The organism is Falsiroseomonas frigidaquae (assembly GCF_012163145.1).
GTDB lineage: Bacteria > Pseudomonadota > Alphaproteobacteria > Acetobacterales > Acetobacteraceae > Falsiroseomonas > Falsiroseomonas frigidaquae.
Genome location: NZ_JAAVTX010000002.1, coordinates 399076 through 415319, shown reverse-complemented (window position 1 = coordinate 415319; position 16244 = coordinate 399076). Strand labels below are relative to the sequence as shown.

The following is a 16244-nucleotide window of genomic DNA, read 5'->3' as shown; positions in this document are numbered from 1 at the left end:
GGATACCGCGCCCAGGCGCCTTCAGCCGATCCGGATTTGCGTGTCGGAGGTGAAGCTGTAGCCGGGAACCGCAAGGTTCAGCGGCGCCGGACCCTGGCGAATGCGGCCCGACGTGTCGTAGTGGCTGCCATGGCAGGGGCAGAACCAGCCATTGTAGTCACCCTTCACATCCGTCGGCTTCTGGCCGAGCGGCACGCAACCGAGGTGGGTGCAGACGCCGACCACCACCAGCCATTCGGCCTTCTCGACGCGCGAGGCATCGGTCGCCGGATCCTTGAGCGCCGTGAGCGGCGTGTCGCGCGCGACCTGGATTTCCTCCGGCGTGCGGTGGCGCACGAAGACCGGCTTGCCGCGCCACACCACGGTGATCGCCTGGCCGACCGCGATCGGCGACAGGTCCACATCGGTGGAGGCCAGCGCCAGCACGTCGCGCGCCGGGTTCATCGAGCTGATGAAGGGCCACACCACGGCGCCGACACCGACAGCCGCGAAGGCCGCCGTGGTGAGGGTCAGGAAATCGCGCCGCGTCTCACCTGCCGGCGTCCCATGGGGCGCACCATGTGGCGCCCCGGCGGCGCCCCCGGGGGACGCCATTGTCTCGGCCATCTCGTCGTCCTTCTCCGCCTGCCGCTATCGGGGCCGACCGCCCGGCTGGACCCCGACCGGCCTGACCCGCTATCCGGGATCCCCTGCCGGCCCGTCACCGGACCCGCCAGGCGACCCGCATCGCCGCGAAACATCGGCACCAAACCGGGTTATGGATCAGCTCGACGCCTGCGCGATGTGCGCAAGGGAGCCTCCACTGCCGGAAATGGCGCTGCGGCGCATATAAAGGGTGGGTTGTGGCGGTGTCCATCCGCTGTTGCGCCTGAATTCTTGGCCGCAACCCCTCCGCGGGCATCCTATGCCGCGAAGGGTCGCCATCCGGTTAAGCCCCTGCCAATCTTGCGCCATGCGTGGCCTTCCAGGGCTGCCATCGAAGGAAGGTCCCGCCATGCCTGAATCGCCGCTGCCGCTCGCACATCCGATGGTCGAACCCGCCCGCACCTGGTTCGAGAGCCTGCGCGACCGGATCTGCGCGAGCTTCGAGGCGATCGAGGACGAACTCACCAGTGGCCCGCATGCCGGCCTGCCCGCGGGCCGCTTCCAGCGCACCCCCTGGGTGCGGCCGGAAGGCGGCGGCGGCGTCATGGCGGTGATGAAGGGCCGGGTGTTCGAGAAGGTGGGCGTCAATGTCTCCACCGTCTTCGGCGAATTCTCGCCGGAATTCCGCAAGCAGATCCCGGGGGCGGAGGAGGATCCGCGCTTCCTCGCCACCGGCATCAGCCTGGTGGCGCACCAGCGCAGCCCGCGCGTGCCGGCGGTGCACATGAACACGCGCTTCATCCTGACCACCAAGGCCTGGTTCGGCGGCGGCGGCGACATCACGCCGATGGACCACGCGGCGCCGCACAGCATCGAGGACGCGGCCCGTTTCCACGCCGCCTACAAGGCCGCCTGCGACCGCCACGACCCGACCTACTACCCGCGCTTCAAGCAATGGTGCGACGAGTACTTCTTCCTGCCGCACCGCAATGAACCGCGTGGCCTGGGCGGCATCTTCTACGACTGGCTGGGCGACCGCACGCCGGGCCATGGGGCGGAGGCCGATTTCGCCTTCACGAAGGATGTCGGCCTGGCCTTCCTCGAGGCCTATCCCGGCATCGTCCGCCACCGGATGCACGAGCCCTGGACCGAAGCCGAGCGCGCGCACCAGCTGATGCGCCGTGGCCGCTACGTGGAATTCAACCTGCTGTACGACCGCGGCACCATCTTCGGCCTGAAGACCGGCGGCAATGTCGAGGCCATCCTGATGTCGCTGCCGCCGGAAACTGGCTGGCCCTGATCCGGCCCGCCCTGATCCAGCCGGCAGCCGGCCCTGATCCAGCCGGCAGCGGGCCCTGATCCAGCGTGCGGCGCGGTTGCAAACCGTCGCTCGACTCCGGGCCCGGGGCGGCGGCAATCTGCCCGCCCGAAGGGTCATTCTGGGCCCCCATCCAGGAGGCGAAGATGGTCGAAATCACCGTGAATGGCGCGACCCGCCAGGTGGATGTCGAAGGTGACACGCCGCTGCTGTGGGTGCTGCGGGACACGCTGGGCCTGACCGGCACCAAATACGGCTGCGGCGTGGCCCAATGCGGCGCCTGCACCGTGCTGGTCGATGGCGCCGCCATGCGGTCCTGCCAGGTGCCGGTGGACAGTGTGGCGGGCCAGAAGATCACCACCATCGAGGCGGTGGAGGCCGATCCGGTCGGCGCCCGCCTGGTCGCCGCCTGGGTGGCGCTGGACGTGCCGCAATGCGGCTACTGCCAGTCCGGCCAGCTGATGGCGGCCACCGCCCTGCTGAAGGACACGCCGAAGCCGAGCGAGGCCGACATCGTGGCCGCGATGACCAATCTCTGCCGCTGCGGCACCTACAACATGATCGCCGCCGGCATCCGCCAGGCGGCGGATGCGGCGTGAGGGAGCGTGCGCCATGACCCGTCTCGACGATGCGCTCGCCGCACTCCAGGGCAATGAGCCGCTCAACCTCTCGCGCCGCGCCACGCTGCTGGCCGGATTCGGTGGCGGGCTGCTGCTCGCCCTCGGCATTCCGCAGCGCCCGGCGCGCGCCCAGGCCATGGGCGGGCTGGCGCATGCCCGCAAGGTGCCGTCCTACCTGACCATCAGGCCCGATGGCCGCATCCTGCTGCAGAACCCCTTCGCCGAGGGCGGGCAGGGCATCCACACCGCCGTCGCGCAGATCGTGGCGGAGGAGCTGGACGCCGACCTCGCGGCCTTCGAGGTACAGACCGCGGCGGCCGGCCCGGACTACCAGGTGCTGTTCAACGGCACCCGCCGCGTCACCGGCGGCAGCTTCTCCATCCGCAACAGCTTCGCGCATTTCCGCGTGCTCGGCGCCACCGCGCGGGCGATGCTGCTGGCGGCGGGCGCGCGGCGCCTCGGCGTGCCGGCGGCGGAACTCGGCACGGAGCCGGGCTTCGTTGTCCATGCCGCCAGCGGCCGCCGCATCCCCTATGGCGAATTGGCGGAGGAAGCGGCCGCGCTGCCGGTGCCGGGCGACGCGCAGCCCAAGGCGGGCGCCTGGCGCCTGATCGGCACGCCCGCCAGCCGGCTCGATACCCGCGCCAAAAGCACCGGCCAGGCGCAGTACGGCATCGACATGCGCGTCGACGGCATGCTGCAGGCCGCCGTGGTGCATGCCCCGCGCGCCGGCGCCGAGCCGGGCGAGGTGCTGAACGAGGCGGCGCTGAGGGAGATGCCGGGCGTGCATTCGGTGCACCGCCTGCCCGGCGCCGTGGCCGTGCTGGCCGACAGCTTCTGGCGCGCCCGCAAGGCCGTGGAGGCGGCGGAGGTGGCCTGGACCGCGCTGTCCGGTGAGCCGGTGGTGCCGGAGGATTTCTCCTCGGCCGGGATGCGGGATGCGCTGCGGACGCAGGCCGATGCGCCGGGCAATCCGGCCAGCGACATGCAGGGCGATGCCGCCACCGCGCTGCGCGACGCCGCCAAGGTGGTCACCGCGGATTACGATGCGCCCTACCTGGCGCATGCCCAGCTCGAACCGCCCTCCGCCACCGTGCGCTTCAACGCGGATGGCACGCTGGATGTCTGGACCCCGAACCAGGCGCCGGAAGCCTTCCAGGGCATCGCCGCACGGGAATCCGGGCTGGCGGCGGAGCAGGTCCGTATCCACACCCCGCTGCTCGGCGGCTTCTTCGGCCGGCACTTCACCTATGGCAGCATCCACCCGATGAACCAGGCGATCCGCCTGGCCCGCGCGGTGGGCAAGCCGGTGAAGGTGATCTGGACGCGGGAGGAGGAATTTTCCCGGGATGCCTACCGCCCGATGGGGTTCGCGCGGCTGCGTGCCGGGCTGGATGCGGCCGGCAGGATCATCGCCCTGCACGCCACGGTGCCGGGCGAGGGACCGGTGGCGAAGCACTTCGGCGCGGCGCGGATGGGCAACCCGCCGGTCGACAGTTCCGCGGTGGAGGGCGTCGCCTTCAAGCCCTACGCGATTCCGAACCGGCGGGTCGAGTGGGTGCATGTGGCGCACCCGGTGAATGTCGGCTTCTGGCGCTCCGTCGGCCATTCGATGAACGACTTCTTCTACGAAGCCTTCCTGGATGAGGTGGCCGACGCCGCCGGGGCCGACCCGCTGGCGTTCCGCCGCGCCCATCTGGCCGGGCAGCCGCGCCACCTGGCGCTGCTCGATGCCGTGGTGGACCTGTCCGGCGGCTGGCGGCGCGGGCCGTTCGAGGCGGCGGACGGCACCAGGCGCGCCCGCGGCCTGGCCATGGCCTCCCCCTTCGGGTCGGAGGTGGCGACGGTGGCGGAGGTTTCGCTGCGGGACGGGGAGGCGGTGGTGCACGACCTGTTCGTCGCCATCGACCCAGGCAGCATCGTGAACCCCGCCATCATCAAGGCGCAGGTGGAAAGCGCCGCCTGCATCGGCCTGTCCTCCGCCGCCTTCGAGGAGGTGGTCTTCGAGGGTGGCCGCCCGCAACAGCGCAACTTCGACACCTACCGCATCCTGATGCGCGGCGAGATGCCGAAGGTGCATGTGCGGATCGTCGAGAGCGGTGCACCGATGGGCGGGGTGGGGGAGCCGGGTACACCGGGGGTGCCGCCAGCGGTGGCCAATGCCATCGCGGTGCTCACCGGCCGGCGCATCCGCAGCCTGCCCTTCGCCCGGCACCGGCTCGGCCAGGCCTGACCGACCCGGGCTGCCGGATTACAGCCCGGCAGACTTGATCGGCCACCACAAGTTACCAATCTTCCATCTAACTGGAGGATTCACCCGCATGGCCATCACCCGCAAGGAAGAGCGGCGCCTTCTGTCGCATGACGAGGCGACCATGCTGGCGCCGACCCACCATCCGGAGCTTGCGCAGCTTTCGCCCGAGGACCTGCGCAACCTGGTGGAGCGCCTGCGCGCCCAGCAACGCCGCGCCCGCGACCTGGTGCGCGAAGCGACGCGCGCCCGCCGCGGCAAGGCGGAGGCGCGGGGTGCCAGCACCTCCGCCGAGCGGCTGTCCGAGAAGAAGCAGGTCTTCGCCGCGGCGCTGCGGCGGGTGAATGCCCAGTTCGCCCGGGCCGAGGATGCGCGCCGCCATGCGCGGGCGGCCGAGGGCCTGCGCCGGGCGCTGGAACGCCGTCGCGCCGCGCGGCCGCATCATCCGCAGCCGGGCCGGCATGCCGGCACGGGCATGCGGGATACCAGCAAGGATCGCGCTCATCCGGGTCCGGACCCGCGCGCCATCGGCAGCATTTCGCAGGCCACCCGGGACAACCAGGCACGTCGCGACGGGTGAGCGGTAGCGGCGGCGGCGTGCCGCCGGTATCCTGCGCATTGGCTACCACGTCCAGGAGACACAAAGAATGATCATCAGCCGCCGCGCCCTGCTGGGCACGACGCTCGGCGCGCCTTTCGCCGCCACCCTGCCGCCGCTGGCGAGCCCCGCCCTGGCGCAGGGGCAATGGCCCGCCCGGCCGGTCCGCGTGATCGTGCCCTGGCCGCCCGGCGGGTCCACCGATGTGCTGGCGCGCCTGGTGGCGGAACAGCTTTCGCAGACGCTCGGCCAGCCCTTCGTGGTGGAGAACCGCCCCGGCGCCGGCGGCAACATCGGCGCCGACGCGATCGCGAAGAGCACGCCGGATGGCTACACGATGGGGCCGGTGACGGTGGGTGGCTGGTCGATCAACCAGTACCTGTATGCCCGCCTGCCCTATGACCCGGAGAAGGACATCGCGCCGATCTCCATGCATTGGGAACTGCCGAATGTGCTGGCGGTCCCGGCGGCGCATGTGCCGGCGACCAACATGCGGGATTTCGTGGCCTGGGCCAAGGCGAAGCGGGGCGGGGTGAACTACGGCTCGCCGGGTGTCGGCACCACGCCGCATCTCTCCGGTTCCATGTTCACCAACCGGCTGGGGATCGAGGGCGTGCATGTGCCGTTCCGCGGCGCGGCGCAGACCATCCCGGCGCTGCTGGCGGGCGATGTGGATTTCGCGCTGGACAACCTGGCGTCCTACGTCCCGATCATCGCCAGCGGCCAGATGCGGGCGCTGGCGGTGACCAGCGCGGAACGCTGGCCGACCCTGCCGGACGTGCCGACCATGGCGGAAGCCGGCGTGCCGGATTTCGTGGTGACGTCCTGGTGCGCGATGGCCTTCCCGGCCGGCGTGCCGGCGGAAATCATGCGGCGCGCGGCGGCCGGCATCAAGGCGGTGTCGGAGACCCCGGCGATGCAGGACCGCTTCCTGCGCACCGGTGCCCGCGCGATCTGGAGCACGCCGGAGGAAGCTGCGGCACGCGCGGGGCGTGAGCGGCCGATGTGGCGCGAGGTGGTGCGCATTTCCGGCGCCCGCCTGGAATAGCAGCCGGGCCGGCTTCGGTCGCGCCGCCGGCAGGTGGCGCGCCTGAAGCCAGACGCCCTGAAGCCAGACGCCCTGAAGTTGGGCGCCCTGAAGTTGGGCGCCCCGACGCTGGGCACCCTGCGGCGCCACCCCGCGCGCAGGTGAACCGGAAGCCGGCCGGCCGGCGATGTTTTGCCTTTGCCCGGCCCTGTCCCTGTGTCACGCACCCCTCCTCCATTCCGTGCGGAAGCTGGCAGACATGGATGCGTTGACGGTGGCTGTGGTGGGGTGGGCGGAGGCGCATGCGGGCTGGGCGCCGCTGATCGCCTTTGCCGTCGCCTTCATCGAATCCGTGCCGCTGATCGGCATCTTCCTGCCGGGGTCGGCGCTGCTGCTGGGCCTCGGCCTGCTGATCGGCAGCGGGGTGCTACCCGCCTGGCCGGTGGTGCTCGCCACCATCATGGGCGCCGTGATCGGGGATGCACTGGGCTTCTGGCTGTCCCGCTGGCTCGGGCCGGGCTTCGTGCGGACCCATCTGCCGCGGCGGCACCGGCGGCTTTATGGCCGCGGTGTCCTGGCGTTTCGCAGATGGGGCGTCTGGACCGTGTTCATCGCCCGCTTCATCAGCCCGCTGCGCGCGGTGGCACCGGTGATTGCCGGGGTTTCCCGCATGCGGGAATGGCGGTTCCAGCTGGCGAACGTCACCTCCGCCCTTGTCTGGGCGCCGCTGCTGCTGCTGCCCGGCACCGTCGCCGGGCATCTGGCGACGGTGCTGGAGGATCGGGGCGACGCGCTGCTGCTCGGCGGGCTTGGCCTGGCCGGGCTGGCGGTCTGGTGGCTGCTGCGCGCCGCCTGGGCCCGGGCGACGCTGCCGCAATAGTTCAGCCACCGCCCTTGCGGGTGGTGTCGTGGGTATGGTGGCGGTCCCGTTCGCCGCCGCCACCGGAGACCCGGCTCTGCGTGGTATTGGTCGCCTCGCCCGGCTCAGGCCCGTGATCGTCGCGGTCGCGGGTGGTGTGGCCGTGGCTGCCGCCCTGGTGGGCGCTGCCGGGACCACCACCGGTGCGGTCGGTCTGCGGCTTATGGTCGGTGCTGCGCGGTCCGGCCATGCTCAGCGATCCTGCTGGTAGCCGACGTTGTGGGTGTTCTGCCAGGTATTGCCCTGGCGACCCTGCTGCTTGGTCTTGCGGTTCTGTGATTCGATGTTGGCCTTGGCCACATCCTCCTCGATCGGGCTGCCGCCCGGGCTCGACTGGCCTGCGGGGCTCTGGTTCTCGGGCGGCACGGGCGGGATCTTGGCGTTGGTCATGGTGCTGGGTTCCTCCTGCTACCGGGGATTCAACGCAGCCGCGCGGCGACCGTTCGTTGCCGAGGCTGGCCTTGCGCCCGTGCAGCCGCCATATCGGGGCGGTGAACCTTTCCTCCTCCGCCGGGCGCCGCGCCGCCTGGATCAACAGCCTGCTGGTGGACCACGCCGCGCTGCGCATTTCCTGGCGCAACTGGGGGGTGGTGGAGCCTGGGCGGCTGTACCGGTCCAACCACCCGCTGCCCTGGCAGCTCGATGCCGCCAAGCGGCGCTTCGGGCTGCGCTCCGTCATCAACCTGCGCGGCCACCGGCAGGATTGCGGCAGCGATGCGCTGGGCCGGGCGCGGGCCGGGGAGCTGGGGCTGGTGCATGCCGATGCGCCCTTCGAAAGCCGCGGCGCGCCGCACAAGGACCGCATCCTGCGCCTGGTCGACCTGCTGGCGGAGATGCCGGAGCCGGTGCTGATCCACTGCAAATCCGGCGCCGACCGCACCGGGCTGATCGCCGGCATCTGGCTGCTGCTGCAGGGCCGCCCGGTGGAGGCGGCGCTGGACCAGCTGCATTGGCGCTTCGGCCATGTTTCCGCGAGCCGCACGGGCATCCTCGATGCGTTTTTTCGCGACTACGCCGCCTTCCAGGCGGCGCATGGGCCGAAGCCGTTCCTCGACTGGCTGCGCCAGGATTATGACGAGGTGGCGCTCCGCGCCGCCTTCCAGAGCCGGGCCTGGGCGGACCGGCTGGTGGATGGGGTGCTGCGCCGGGAGTGAGGCGTAGGTCCGGCCCGGACCGCCCGTGGCATCCCGCTCGCCATGCCGTGACGTCGACCGCCTTCTTGCAGGCAACTCACCCGACTCGTCGCCGTTTCCCGCCTCGATCCCGCGGAAGGAAAAGACGATGCGGATATTCGGCGCCATGCTGCTCGGGGCTGGTTTGCTGGCGGGGTGTTCGACACCCCAGCAACGTATGGCGGATTGCGAGGCTCAGGGTATCAGCCGCGATACCTGCTATCTCTCCGAACAGAACCGGCGGAATGCGCTGCTCGGTGCGGCGGAACGGCAGGCGCTGGAGAATGCGCAGCGCCAAAGTCACCATCGCCGGTGAGGGAGGGCATGCCGATGCGTCGAGCCATTGTGGCCGGCCTCGCCCTGTGCCTGCTGGCAACCGTGCCGGATGCCGGGGCCCAGCAGCACACGAAGCAGGTCCAGTTCGCGCACGGGACGAGCGGGACGACCCTGCAGGACCGCGTGACCGGCGATGACGGGCTGGATTACCGGCTGTCCCTGCGCAGCGGCCAACCCCTGTCGGTGGTCCTGCACTCGCACAACAGCAGCCTCTACTTCAATGTCATCGCGCCCGCGGCGCAGGAGGCGATGTTCGTCGGCTCCCTCAGCGGGAACCGGTTCAGCGGCACCGTTCCGGCCAGTGGCGACTACACGATCCGCGTCTATCTGATGCGCAATGCCGCCCGGCGCGGCGAAACGGCGGCCTTCACCCTGGATGTCCGTGCCGATCCTGTGCATGGCGCCGCGGGTGCGACGCCTGCGCCGGACAGGCTGGCCCAGGGAATCGTGCCGGGCGACCTGGCCGATCTGGTCGGCGCGCGGGGTTCCTCCGGCGAAACCCAGCTTTCGGCACGCGGATACGCCTCGGCGCGGACGCAGGGGCTGACGCATTACTGGTGGCACGGCGCATCGCAAAGCTGCGTGCGGGTGGTCACCGCCGATGGCCGCTATGCCTCGATCCTCGCCGCACCGAATGCGGCCTGTGGCCACTAGGGCGTCGGACGGAGGACCAGGGGCGGACGCGGATTTTCCTTTCCGCGATGGAAGGCCGGTGGCGATCGGGGGAAGCGGCTGGGCGCTTCTCATGGCCAGCGTGGCCGTGGCCTTCGCCGCGCTGGCCCTGATTCCCCTGCGCAGCTTTCCGGGCAACCTGCTGCCGCCGCTGGTCTTCGCGGGCCTGCCGCTGCTGGTGCTGGGGGTGCTGGTCGGCCGGCACTGGACCGCGCTGTTCCGGCGCGTCGGGTGGCGCGAGGTCGGGGTGATGGCGCTTTTCGCCATCGCGACCATGGCGGCTTCCCTGCTGGCCGCGCTGGTGGTCCGCGCGCTGGACGGCGTCGCGCCAAATCCGGTGACGGCCGCGATGATGGAGATGTCGGCCGGGGCCTTCGTGCTCAGGCTGCTTCCCACGCTGCCGCAACTGCTGGGTGAGGAGATCCTCACCATCCTGCCCTTCCTGGCGCTACTCTGGTTCGCGACGCAGGTGCTGCGGCTCAGCCGGCGGGCCGGGATCCTGGTCGGGCTCATCGGCTCGTCGCTGATCTTCGCCGCGGTGCATCTGCCCACCTATGACTGGCACTGGGCGCAGTGCCTCGGTGTCATCGGCACGGCGCGCGTCATCCTGACCCTGGCCTATATCTGGACGCGCAACCTGTGGGTCAGCACGGGGGCCCATGTCCTGAACGACTGGACGGAGTTCAGCCTGGCCTTCGGCATGAGCCATGTGCCGATCGGGACGGACTGACCGCACCTCGCCTTCCGGGTCCGCAAGATCCTATGCTGGATCGCGGGGCTGCCTGGCGCGGCGGGGAACCCGCGCCGCGCCTGCGGCATTGTTGCAAGCCAGGGAGATCGCCGATGGACCGCATCCACTACCGCGTTGTCGAACATGATGGCGGCTGGGCCTACAAGCTGGGCGACGTCTTCTCCGAATCCTTCCCCACCCATGATGCGGCGCTGGCGCGTGCGCGGCAGGTGGCGCGGCAGCAGCATGTGCCGGGCAATGCGGGGGCGGTGATCGAGTACCAGGACGCCAAGGGCGAATGGCACACGGAATTCTCCGCCGCGGATGACCGGCCGGAGGCTGATGTGACCGGCTGAGCTACCGCTCCGACGCGGCGAAATCCTCCAGCGCCGCCACGCCGCCCTTGGCGAGGATCGGGATGGCGCGGGCCACCCGCGCCGCCGGCCAGTCCCACCAGGCCAGCGCCACCAGCCTTGCCGCGTCTTCCTCCGTCTGCCGGCGGCGCACCATGCGCGCCGGGTTGCCTGCGACCACGGCGTAATCCGGCACGTCCCGCGTCACCACCGCCCGCGCGCCGATCACGGCACCATGGCCGATGCGCACGCCGGGCATCACCAGCGCCTCCATCCCCACCCAGATGTCGTGGCCGAGGATAGTGTCGCCCGATTGCCGCCAGGGATACTCCGCCAGCGGCAGCGCACTCGCAAAAGCGCCGCCCAGGATGCCGAAGGGGTAGGTGCTGGGGCCGGCCATGGCGTGCATCGCATCCGGCATCATGAAGCGCACGCCAGTGGCCAGGGCGCAGTATCTGCCGATCTCCAGCCGGGCGCCGCTGGCCTGGAAATTGTAGATCACGTTGCGGCGGAAGAAGTCCTTCGCGTGCAGCGGGTCGTCGTAATAGGTGAAGTCGCCGACCGCACAGTTGGTGATGCCGGGCAGGGTGGCCAGCAGCGGTTTCAGGAACACGATGCGCGGCTTGTTCGGCACCGGATGCAGTGCATCCGGGTCCGGCAGCGCGGCGGCTTCGGCCTTGGATCTCATGCGACAAAAGATCCTTTGCAGGTTCTCAAGCGGCGAAGGCCTGGGTGCGGACCAGCCGGGCGTATAGCCCATCGGCCGCCATCAGTTCCGCATGCGTGCCCTGTTCCACCGCGCGCCCGGCCTCCATCACCACGATCAGATCGGCATCCCGCACGGTGGACAGGCGATGCGCGATCACCAGCGTGGTGCGGCCTTCCCGCAGCCGGGCGAGGGCCTGCTGCACCAGCGCCTCGTTCTCCGCATCCAGCGCGCTGGTCGCCTCATCCAGCAGCAGCACGCGGGGGTTCCGCAGCAGGGCGCGGGCGAGCGACACGCGCTGGCGCTGGCCGCCGGAAAGCCGCGAACCCTGCGTGCCGAGCGGCGTCGCATAGCCCTGCGGCAGCGCCGCCAGGAAATCATGCGCCGCCGCCGCTCGCGCCGCCTGCTCCACCTGTTCCGGCGTCGCGCCCGGGCGGCCGCAGGCGATGTTGGCGAAGGCCGTGTCGTCGAACAGCGTCGCGTCCTGGCCGACATAGGCGATGGCGTCGCGCAGGCTGGCCAGGGTCACGTCCCGGATATCGGCGCCATCGATGACGATGCGCCCCGCCGTCACCTCATACAGCCGAGGCACCAGCGCGAGCGCGGTGGATTTGCCGGCACCGGAGGGGCCGACCAGGGCCACGGTGCGGCCGGGCTGGGCGGCGAAGGAAAGCCCCGACAGCGCCGCATCCGGCACGCCGTCATAGGCGAAGCCCACATCCTCGAAGGCCACGCTGCCCTCGCCCGGCGGCAGCGGCGCGGCGCCGGGGCGGTCGGTGATGCGGGGCGCCTCGTCGATACTCGCAAAACTGCGGGACAGGCCGGCCAGGCCTTCCTGCAACGCCGCGTTCAGGCTGCCCAGCGCGCGCGCCGGCTGCGCCGCGATCAGCAGCGCCGCGACGAATCCCGTAAAATCGCCGATGGTGCCTAGGCCGGTGGAAACCCGCCAGCCAACGAAGCCGAGCACGGCGGCCACCGCGATGCCGCCCATCGCCTCCAGCACCGGGTCCAGCCGGGCACGGGACCGGGCGATGGAAAGCTGGCTGTCGCGCAGCCGCTCGAAAGCCTGGGCGGCGCGGGCTTCCTCCGAATCCTCCAGCCGATAGGCACGGACCACGCGGGCGGCGGCGAAGCTTTCCACCAGCAGGGCGGAGGTTTCGCCGACCCGATCCTGCATGCCCGAGGAGGCGCGGCGGATGCGCTTGCCAATCCGGAGAATCGGCACCGCGGCAATGGGGTAGAGAAGGGAGGCCAGCAGCGCCATCTGCCAGTCGATCCACAGCATCGACCCGACCAGCCCGACCACCGTCAGCACATCCGCGATGCCGCTGAGCGATTTCGACAGCGCCTCCCGGATCAGGGCTGCGTCGGTGGTGAAGCGGGCGGCGTGGCGGGCCGGGGCATCGCGGGCGACGGCCGCCAGGTCCGCCCGGGTCAGCGCGCCGAACAACTGGCGCTGCAGCCCGGCGATCACGCCCAGCACCACGGATTGGGTGGCCAGCGCCTTGCCATACATGGTCAGCGCCCGGGCCAGGGTGACCGCGATGATCAGCGGCGGCAGCGCCCAGACCACGCCGCCTTCGCCGGCCGCGAACAGGTCGAAGGCGCGCTGGATCACCAGCGGATACAGCGCCGTGGTGGCGGCGACCCCCACCGTGCAGCAGGCAGCCAGCGCCAGGGCGCGCGGATGGTGGCGCACATGCTCGCGCCACAGGCGGCGGATCAGCGGCAGGGAGGCAGCATCGAAGGCGGGGCGGGCCATCCGCGCCGTGTAGAGCAGCATCGGGTGCGAGGCGAGGGGCTTCCCGAATCGCCGAACGGATGATAGTTCTATTTTTGTTCCGGTCGCTTAGGGGAGTCAGGACCCCTCGGCATGCCTTGGGGCACCCCCTGGGGCGGCGGGCCCGTCCGCCGTCCCGGGTTTTCCGAGCAGCCGCCCCGCTTCCGCCAGCAGCGCGTCGCGGTCCGCGGTGCAGTCGCCCGCCAGCCACCAGGCCCGCAGCTTGCCGAGCAGGCTGCCCAGCGCCGGCCCGGGCGGCAGACCCAGCGCCATCAGGTCGCGGCCGAGCAGCGGGAAATCCGGCTCGGCATCGCCCGGTTCCACAAGCTGCCGCAGCATGTCCCAGCCCGACCCGCCCAGCCGCGCCTCGGCCACCCAGAGCGGCTCCGCCGGCCTTACATGGCGGCAGGCGGCGTGCAGCCGCGCGCGCCAGGCACGCAGCGGAAAGCCGGCGGCGGTGGCGGGGTTGGGCGGCTCCGGCGGGCGATGCAGCACGGCCAGGCGGGTACGTTCCTCACCGGACAGGCGCAGGCGGGTGGCAAGCGCGCCGGCATCCGCATCCTCCGCCAGCAGCACCGCCAGGCGCAGCAGCGGGTCCGCAGGCAGGCCAAGCCGGATCATCCGCCCCAGCCGGTCCGGCACGGCGCCCTCCGGCAGCACCGCCTGCAGCAGCCCAACCTCCGCCATCAGGGCCAGCGCATCGGAAGGATCGGGCGCCGGCAGCAGGCGCTTCAGCTCCATCCAGACCCGTTCCGGCGCGATGCGGGCGCGAAACCCGGGTACCGCATCCCGGATCGCCACCAGCGCCGCCGCATCCGGCGCGCCCTGGCCGTAGCGCGCCCAGAAGCGGAAGAAGCGCAGCGCGCGGAGGTAATCCTCCGCCAGCCGCGTTGCCGCATCGCCGACGAAGCGAACCCGGCCTGCCGCCAGGTCCTCCCGGCCGCCGAAATAGTCCCAGATGCGACCCTCGGCATCCATCGACATGGCATTGAACGAGAAATCGCGCCGGGCGGCATCCTCCCGCCAATCGGTGGTCCAGGCGACCTCCGCATGGCGGCCATCGGTCACCAGGTCGCGGCGCAGCGCGGTGACCTCCACCGGCACGCGGCGCAGCACGGCGGTGACGGTGCCATGCGCCAGCCCGGTCTCGAACACCTTCAGCCCGGCGGCGCGCAGGCGCTCGGCGATCGCCTCCGACGGCAGGGGGGCGGCCACGTCCACGTCATGCACCGGCCGGCCGGCCAGCGCATCCCGCACGCAGCCGCCCACCGCCCGCGCCCCGGGCAGCGCCGCCAGCACGGCGGCGGGTGCCGCCTCGCCCAGGAAGGCGGGCGGCGGGATGCGGTGCTGCGGCGGGTCGTTCACGGCACCGGCTCAAGCCGGCTCGGCAGCACGCGGCCATCCGGGCCGAGGCTGGGCGGCACATAGACGCCACGGGTGACGTTCTCCTCGCTCAGCCGCACCCATAGCGCGACGCCGGCGCCGAGCAGGACGGCCACGCCGATCGCCACCAGCACCGCCCGCGGCGGCTGGCGCCCGGTGGGTCCGAGCCAGAGCCAGAGCAGCCAGGCGACCAGCGGCAGCAACAGGAGAAGAATGGCCATGCATCCCCATACCCCGCGCGCGCGGCGCTGGGCAGGGTTTCAGCGCGCGGGTTCAGACTGGCGCAGCACCCGCGCCAGGTTCATCAGGATGGTGGCCGTCGCGCCCCAGATGAGGTGTTCCGCATGCGGCCACACCCAGTAATCCCGCATCCGGCCGCGCCACTGGGTACTGCGGCGGGTGGGGGCGGCCGGGTCGAACAGCAGCGCCAGCGGCAATTCGAAGACCAGTTGCACCTCGGACGGATCCGGCGTGAGGATCACCGGCGGGTCCAGGAAGGCGACCACGGGGGTGACGCGATAGCCGGTGCCGGTCATGTGATCGGGCAGGGTGGCGGCGATCACCGGCTGGCGCGGGTCGAGGCCGACTTCCTCCGCCGCCTCCCGCAGCGCGGCTTCCTCCGCCGTCTCGCCGGGCTCGATCCGGCCGCCGGGGAAGGCGACCTGGCCGGCATGCGCGGATAACCGGGCGGAGCGCAGCGTCAGCAGCACGCCGGGACCCGTCTCATGCCAGATGATCGGCACCAGCACGGCTGCCGGCACCGGGCCGCCGGGGCGCTGTGACCAATCCTCGGCATCGTCATGCGCGGTGGCACCGACGCGCGCAAGGTATTCGGGGTCGGACAGCCGCGCGGCGATGTCCTGACGTGATGGCAGCAGCAACGTCACTCGGCCGCCGGCATCCCTGCGTTGCGGGCCGCATTGCGCGGCGTACCGCGCGGGGGGGCACCGCGGCCACGGCGGGCGGGCGGCGGCTCCGCGCCGAGCACCGGCACGTCGTCGATCGGGAAGAAAACGCCCTGCGACCAGACGCCAAGCTTGGCGCGGCCATCCACCTCCTCCTGCTCCGCCAGCGCCACCAGTTCATAGAACACGGCGCGGTTGATGCGGGCCTCCAGGCCCGGGCGGACGGTGATGTAGGGGCGTGGCTCCCGCGTGCGCGGGTCGATGGCGACGCGGATGGGGTGGTCCGAATCGGCGGTGACCATCTCATCCAGGTTGGTGCGGAAGGTCAGGCACTGGCGTGGTTCGGCGGCGGGTACGCCGGCGGGCACGAAGGGGTCGGCGCAGTTGCGCCACCACATTTCCACCGCGACGAAGGGCGCGTCCTCCACCTCGATCCGGCCGCGTTCGACCGGGGTTTCCAGCCAGAAGCTGCCATCCTCCTCCCGCTTCAGGACGGAGGCGAACAGGCAGACCAGCTCCTTCCGGCCGATCGGACTGCCCTTGTAGAACCAGCTGCCGTCGCGGGCGATCCGCATGGAGAAATCGCCACATTCCGTCCGCAGCGGGGGCATCCGACCAGCTCCCGGCTTGGCCGTTCGGACGAGACGCGCGGGGGCCTGCCCCTGTGCCGTTCCCATCCCTTCGGATCGTGCTTCGCTCATAGTTAAATTCCGCACCTGTGACCGTGGGCAGTGGCCGCGGCCCCTGGGCCGACGAACGATCCGCCCCGGTTCCCCTCTCCGCCGCTCGCGTTTCACCGATCTCGCGATTGATGCACTGCGATGTGGCATCCGGCATGGGTGGAGTGGATACTCGCCCCATATCGGATGTGACGCATATAGGGAGCCTG

At 71.3% G+C, this 16244-nt stretch carries 20 protein-coding genes; 11 read left to right on the top strand and 9 right to left on the bottom strand.

The features are described 5' to 3' along the window. Positions 1-21: 21 nt before the first annotated feature. Positions 22-606, bottom strand: coding sequence for a ubiquinol-cytochrome c reductase iron-sulfur subunit (gene petA, locus HB662_RS06360; RefSeq protein WP_168048346.1), 585 nt, complete (start codon positions 604-606; stop codon positions 22-24). Positions 607-994: 388 nt separating this feature from the next. Between petA and hemF the strand changes: the two genes are divergently transcribed. The 6 genes from hemF to HB662_RS06330 all read left to right on the top strand — a co-directional run bounded on the left by hemF (position 995) and on the right by HB662_RS06330 (position 7279). After that, the gene (hemF, locus tag HB662_RS06355) at positions 995-1885 is read left to right on the top strand and encodes an oxygen-dependent coproporphyrinogen oxidase (protein WP_168048344.1); all 891 of its coding nucleotides are present in this window, start codon (positions 995-997) and stop codon (positions 1883-1885) included. Positions 1886-2049: 164 nt separating this feature from the next. Next, on the top strand, positions 2050-2502 hold the full coding sequence (locus tag HB662_RS06350) for a (2Fe-2S)-binding protein (RefSeq protein ID WP_168048342.1): 453 nt from the start codon (positions 2050-2052) through the stop codon (positions 2500-2502). A 13-nt stretch (positions 2503-2515) separates the two neighbouring features. Next, complete coding sequence (locus HB662_RS06345; RefSeq protein WP_168048340.1) at positions 2516-4756, top strand: xanthine dehydrogenase family protein molybdopterin-binding subunit; 2241 nt, start codon at positions 2516-2518, stop codon at positions 4754-4756. Positions 4757-4844: 88 nt separating this feature from the next. After that, positions 4845-5354 carry a hypothetical protein gene (locus HB662_RS06340; protein ID WP_168048338.1) on the top strand — a complete coding sequence of 170 codons (510 nt, stop codon included), beginning with the start codon at positions 4845-4847 and terminating at the stop codon, positions 5352-5354. Between the two features lie 67 nt (positions 5355-5421). Continuing rightward, positions 5422-6420: a Bug family tripartite tricarboxylate transporter substrate binding protein gene (locus HB662_RS06335; protein WP_168048336.1), complete on the top strand. Its 999-nt coding sequence runs from the start codon at positions 5422-5424 to the stop codon at positions 6418-6420. A gap of 238 nt (positions 6421-6658) precedes the next feature. Further along, complete coding sequence (locus HB662_RS06330) at positions 6659-7279, top strand: DedA family protein (protein ID WP_168048334.1); 621 nt, start codon at positions 6659-6661, stop codon at positions 7277-7279. A 1-nt stretch (position 7280) separates the two neighbouring features. Here HB662_RS06330 and HB662_RS06325 read toward each other — a convergent pair whose 3' ends face one another. Both HB662_RS06325 and HB662_RS06320 read right to left on the bottom strand, forming a co-directional pair. After that, positions 7281-7508, bottom strand: coding sequence for a hypothetical protein (locus HB662_RS06325; RefSeq protein WP_168048332.1), 228 nt, complete (start codon positions 7506-7508; stop codon positions 7281-7283). A 2-nt stretch (positions 7509-7510) separates the two neighbouring features. After that, positions 7511-7708 (bottom strand): hypothetical protein, encoded by a 198-nt coding sequence (locus HB662_RS06320; RefSeq protein WP_168048330.1) that lies wholly within the window; start codon positions 7706-7708, stop codon positions 7511-7513. Between the two features lie 71 nt (positions 7709-7779). On the opposite strand from HB662_RS06320, the gene HB662_RS06315 reads away from it, so the two are divergent. The 5 genes from HB662_RS06315 to HB662_RS06295 all read left to right on the top strand — a co-directional run bounded on the left by HB662_RS06315 (position 7780) and on the right by HB662_RS06295 (position 10584). Beyond that, positions 7780-8472, top strand: coding sequence for a tyrosine-protein phosphatase (locus HB662_RS06315; RefSeq protein WP_209443138.1), 693 nt, complete (start codon positions 7780-7782; stop codon positions 8470-8472). A gap of 127 nt (positions 8473-8599) precedes the next feature. After that, positions 8600-8806 carry a hypothetical protein gene (locus HB662_RS06310; RefSeq protein ID WP_168048328.1) on the top strand — a complete coding sequence of 69 codons (207 nt, stop codon included), beginning with the start codon at positions 8600-8602 and terminating at the stop codon, positions 8804-8806. Positions 8807-8820: 14 nt separating this feature from the next. Then, positions 8821-9480: a hypothetical protein gene (locus tag HB662_RS06305; protein WP_168048326.1), complete on the top strand. Its 660-nt coding sequence runs from the start codon at positions 8821-8823 to the stop codon at positions 9478-9480. 91 nt (positions 9481-9571) lie between these two features. After that, positions 9572-10228: a CPBP family intramembrane glutamic endopeptidase gene (locus HB662_RS06300; protein WP_209443137.1), complete on the top strand. Its 657-nt coding sequence runs from the start codon at positions 9572-9574 to the stop codon at positions 10226-10228. 113 nt (positions 10229-10341) lie between these two features. After that, the gene (locus tag HB662_RS06295; RefSeq protein ID WP_168048322.1) at positions 10342-10584 is read left to right on the top strand and encodes a DUF2188 domain-containing protein; all 243 of its coding nucleotides are present in this window, start codon (positions 10342-10344) and stop codon (positions 10582-10584) included. Between the two features lies 1 nt (position 10585). Here the strand turns inward: HB662_RS06295 and HB662_RS06290 are convergent, their stop codons facing one another. The 6 genes from HB662_RS06290 to HB662_RS06265 all read right to left on the bottom strand — a co-directional run bounded on the left by HB662_RS06290 (position 10586) and on the right by HB662_RS06265 (position 15966). Further along, positions 10586-11269, bottom strand: coding sequence for a CatB-related O-acetyltransferase (locus HB662_RS06290; protein ID WP_168048320.1), 684 nt, complete (start codon positions 11267-11269; stop codon positions 10586-10588). 25 nt (positions 11270-11294) lie between these two features. Next, entirely contained in the window at positions 11295-13070 is a 1776-nt protein-coding gene (locus tag HB662_RS06285) for an ABC transporter ATP-binding protein (RefSeq protein WP_171970221.1), read from the bottom strand. Positions 13071-13145: 75 nt separating this feature from the next. Beyond that, positions 13146-14432 carry a CCA tRNA nucleotidyltransferase gene (locus tag HB662_RS06280; protein ID WP_171970220.1) on the bottom strand — a complete coding sequence of 429 codons (1287 nt, stop codon included), beginning with the start codon at positions 14430-14432 and terminating at the stop codon, positions 13146-13148. Further along, positions 14429-14671 (bottom strand): hypothetical protein, encoded by a 243-nt coding sequence (locus HB662_RS06275; RefSeq protein WP_168048318.1) that lies wholly within the window; start codon positions 14669-14671, stop codon positions 14429-14431. Before HB662_RS06275 ends, HB662_RS06280 begins: the two co-directional genes overlap by 4 nt. 39 nt (positions 14672-14710) lie before the next feature. Next, positions 14711-15337, bottom strand: a complete 627-nt coding sequence (locus HB662_RS06270) for an NUDIX domain-containing protein (RefSeq protein WP_168048316.1) — start codon at positions 15335-15337, stop codon at positions 14711-14713. Then, on the bottom strand, positions 15334-15966 hold the full coding sequence (locus HB662_RS06265) for a DUF1285 domain-containing protein (RefSeq protein ID WP_245185475.1): 633 nt from the start codon (positions 15964-15966) through the stop codon (positions 15334-15336). The genes HB662_RS06270 and HB662_RS06265 overlap by 4 nt, the downstream gene beginning before the upstream one ends. Positions 15967-16244: the final 278 nt, after the last annotated feature.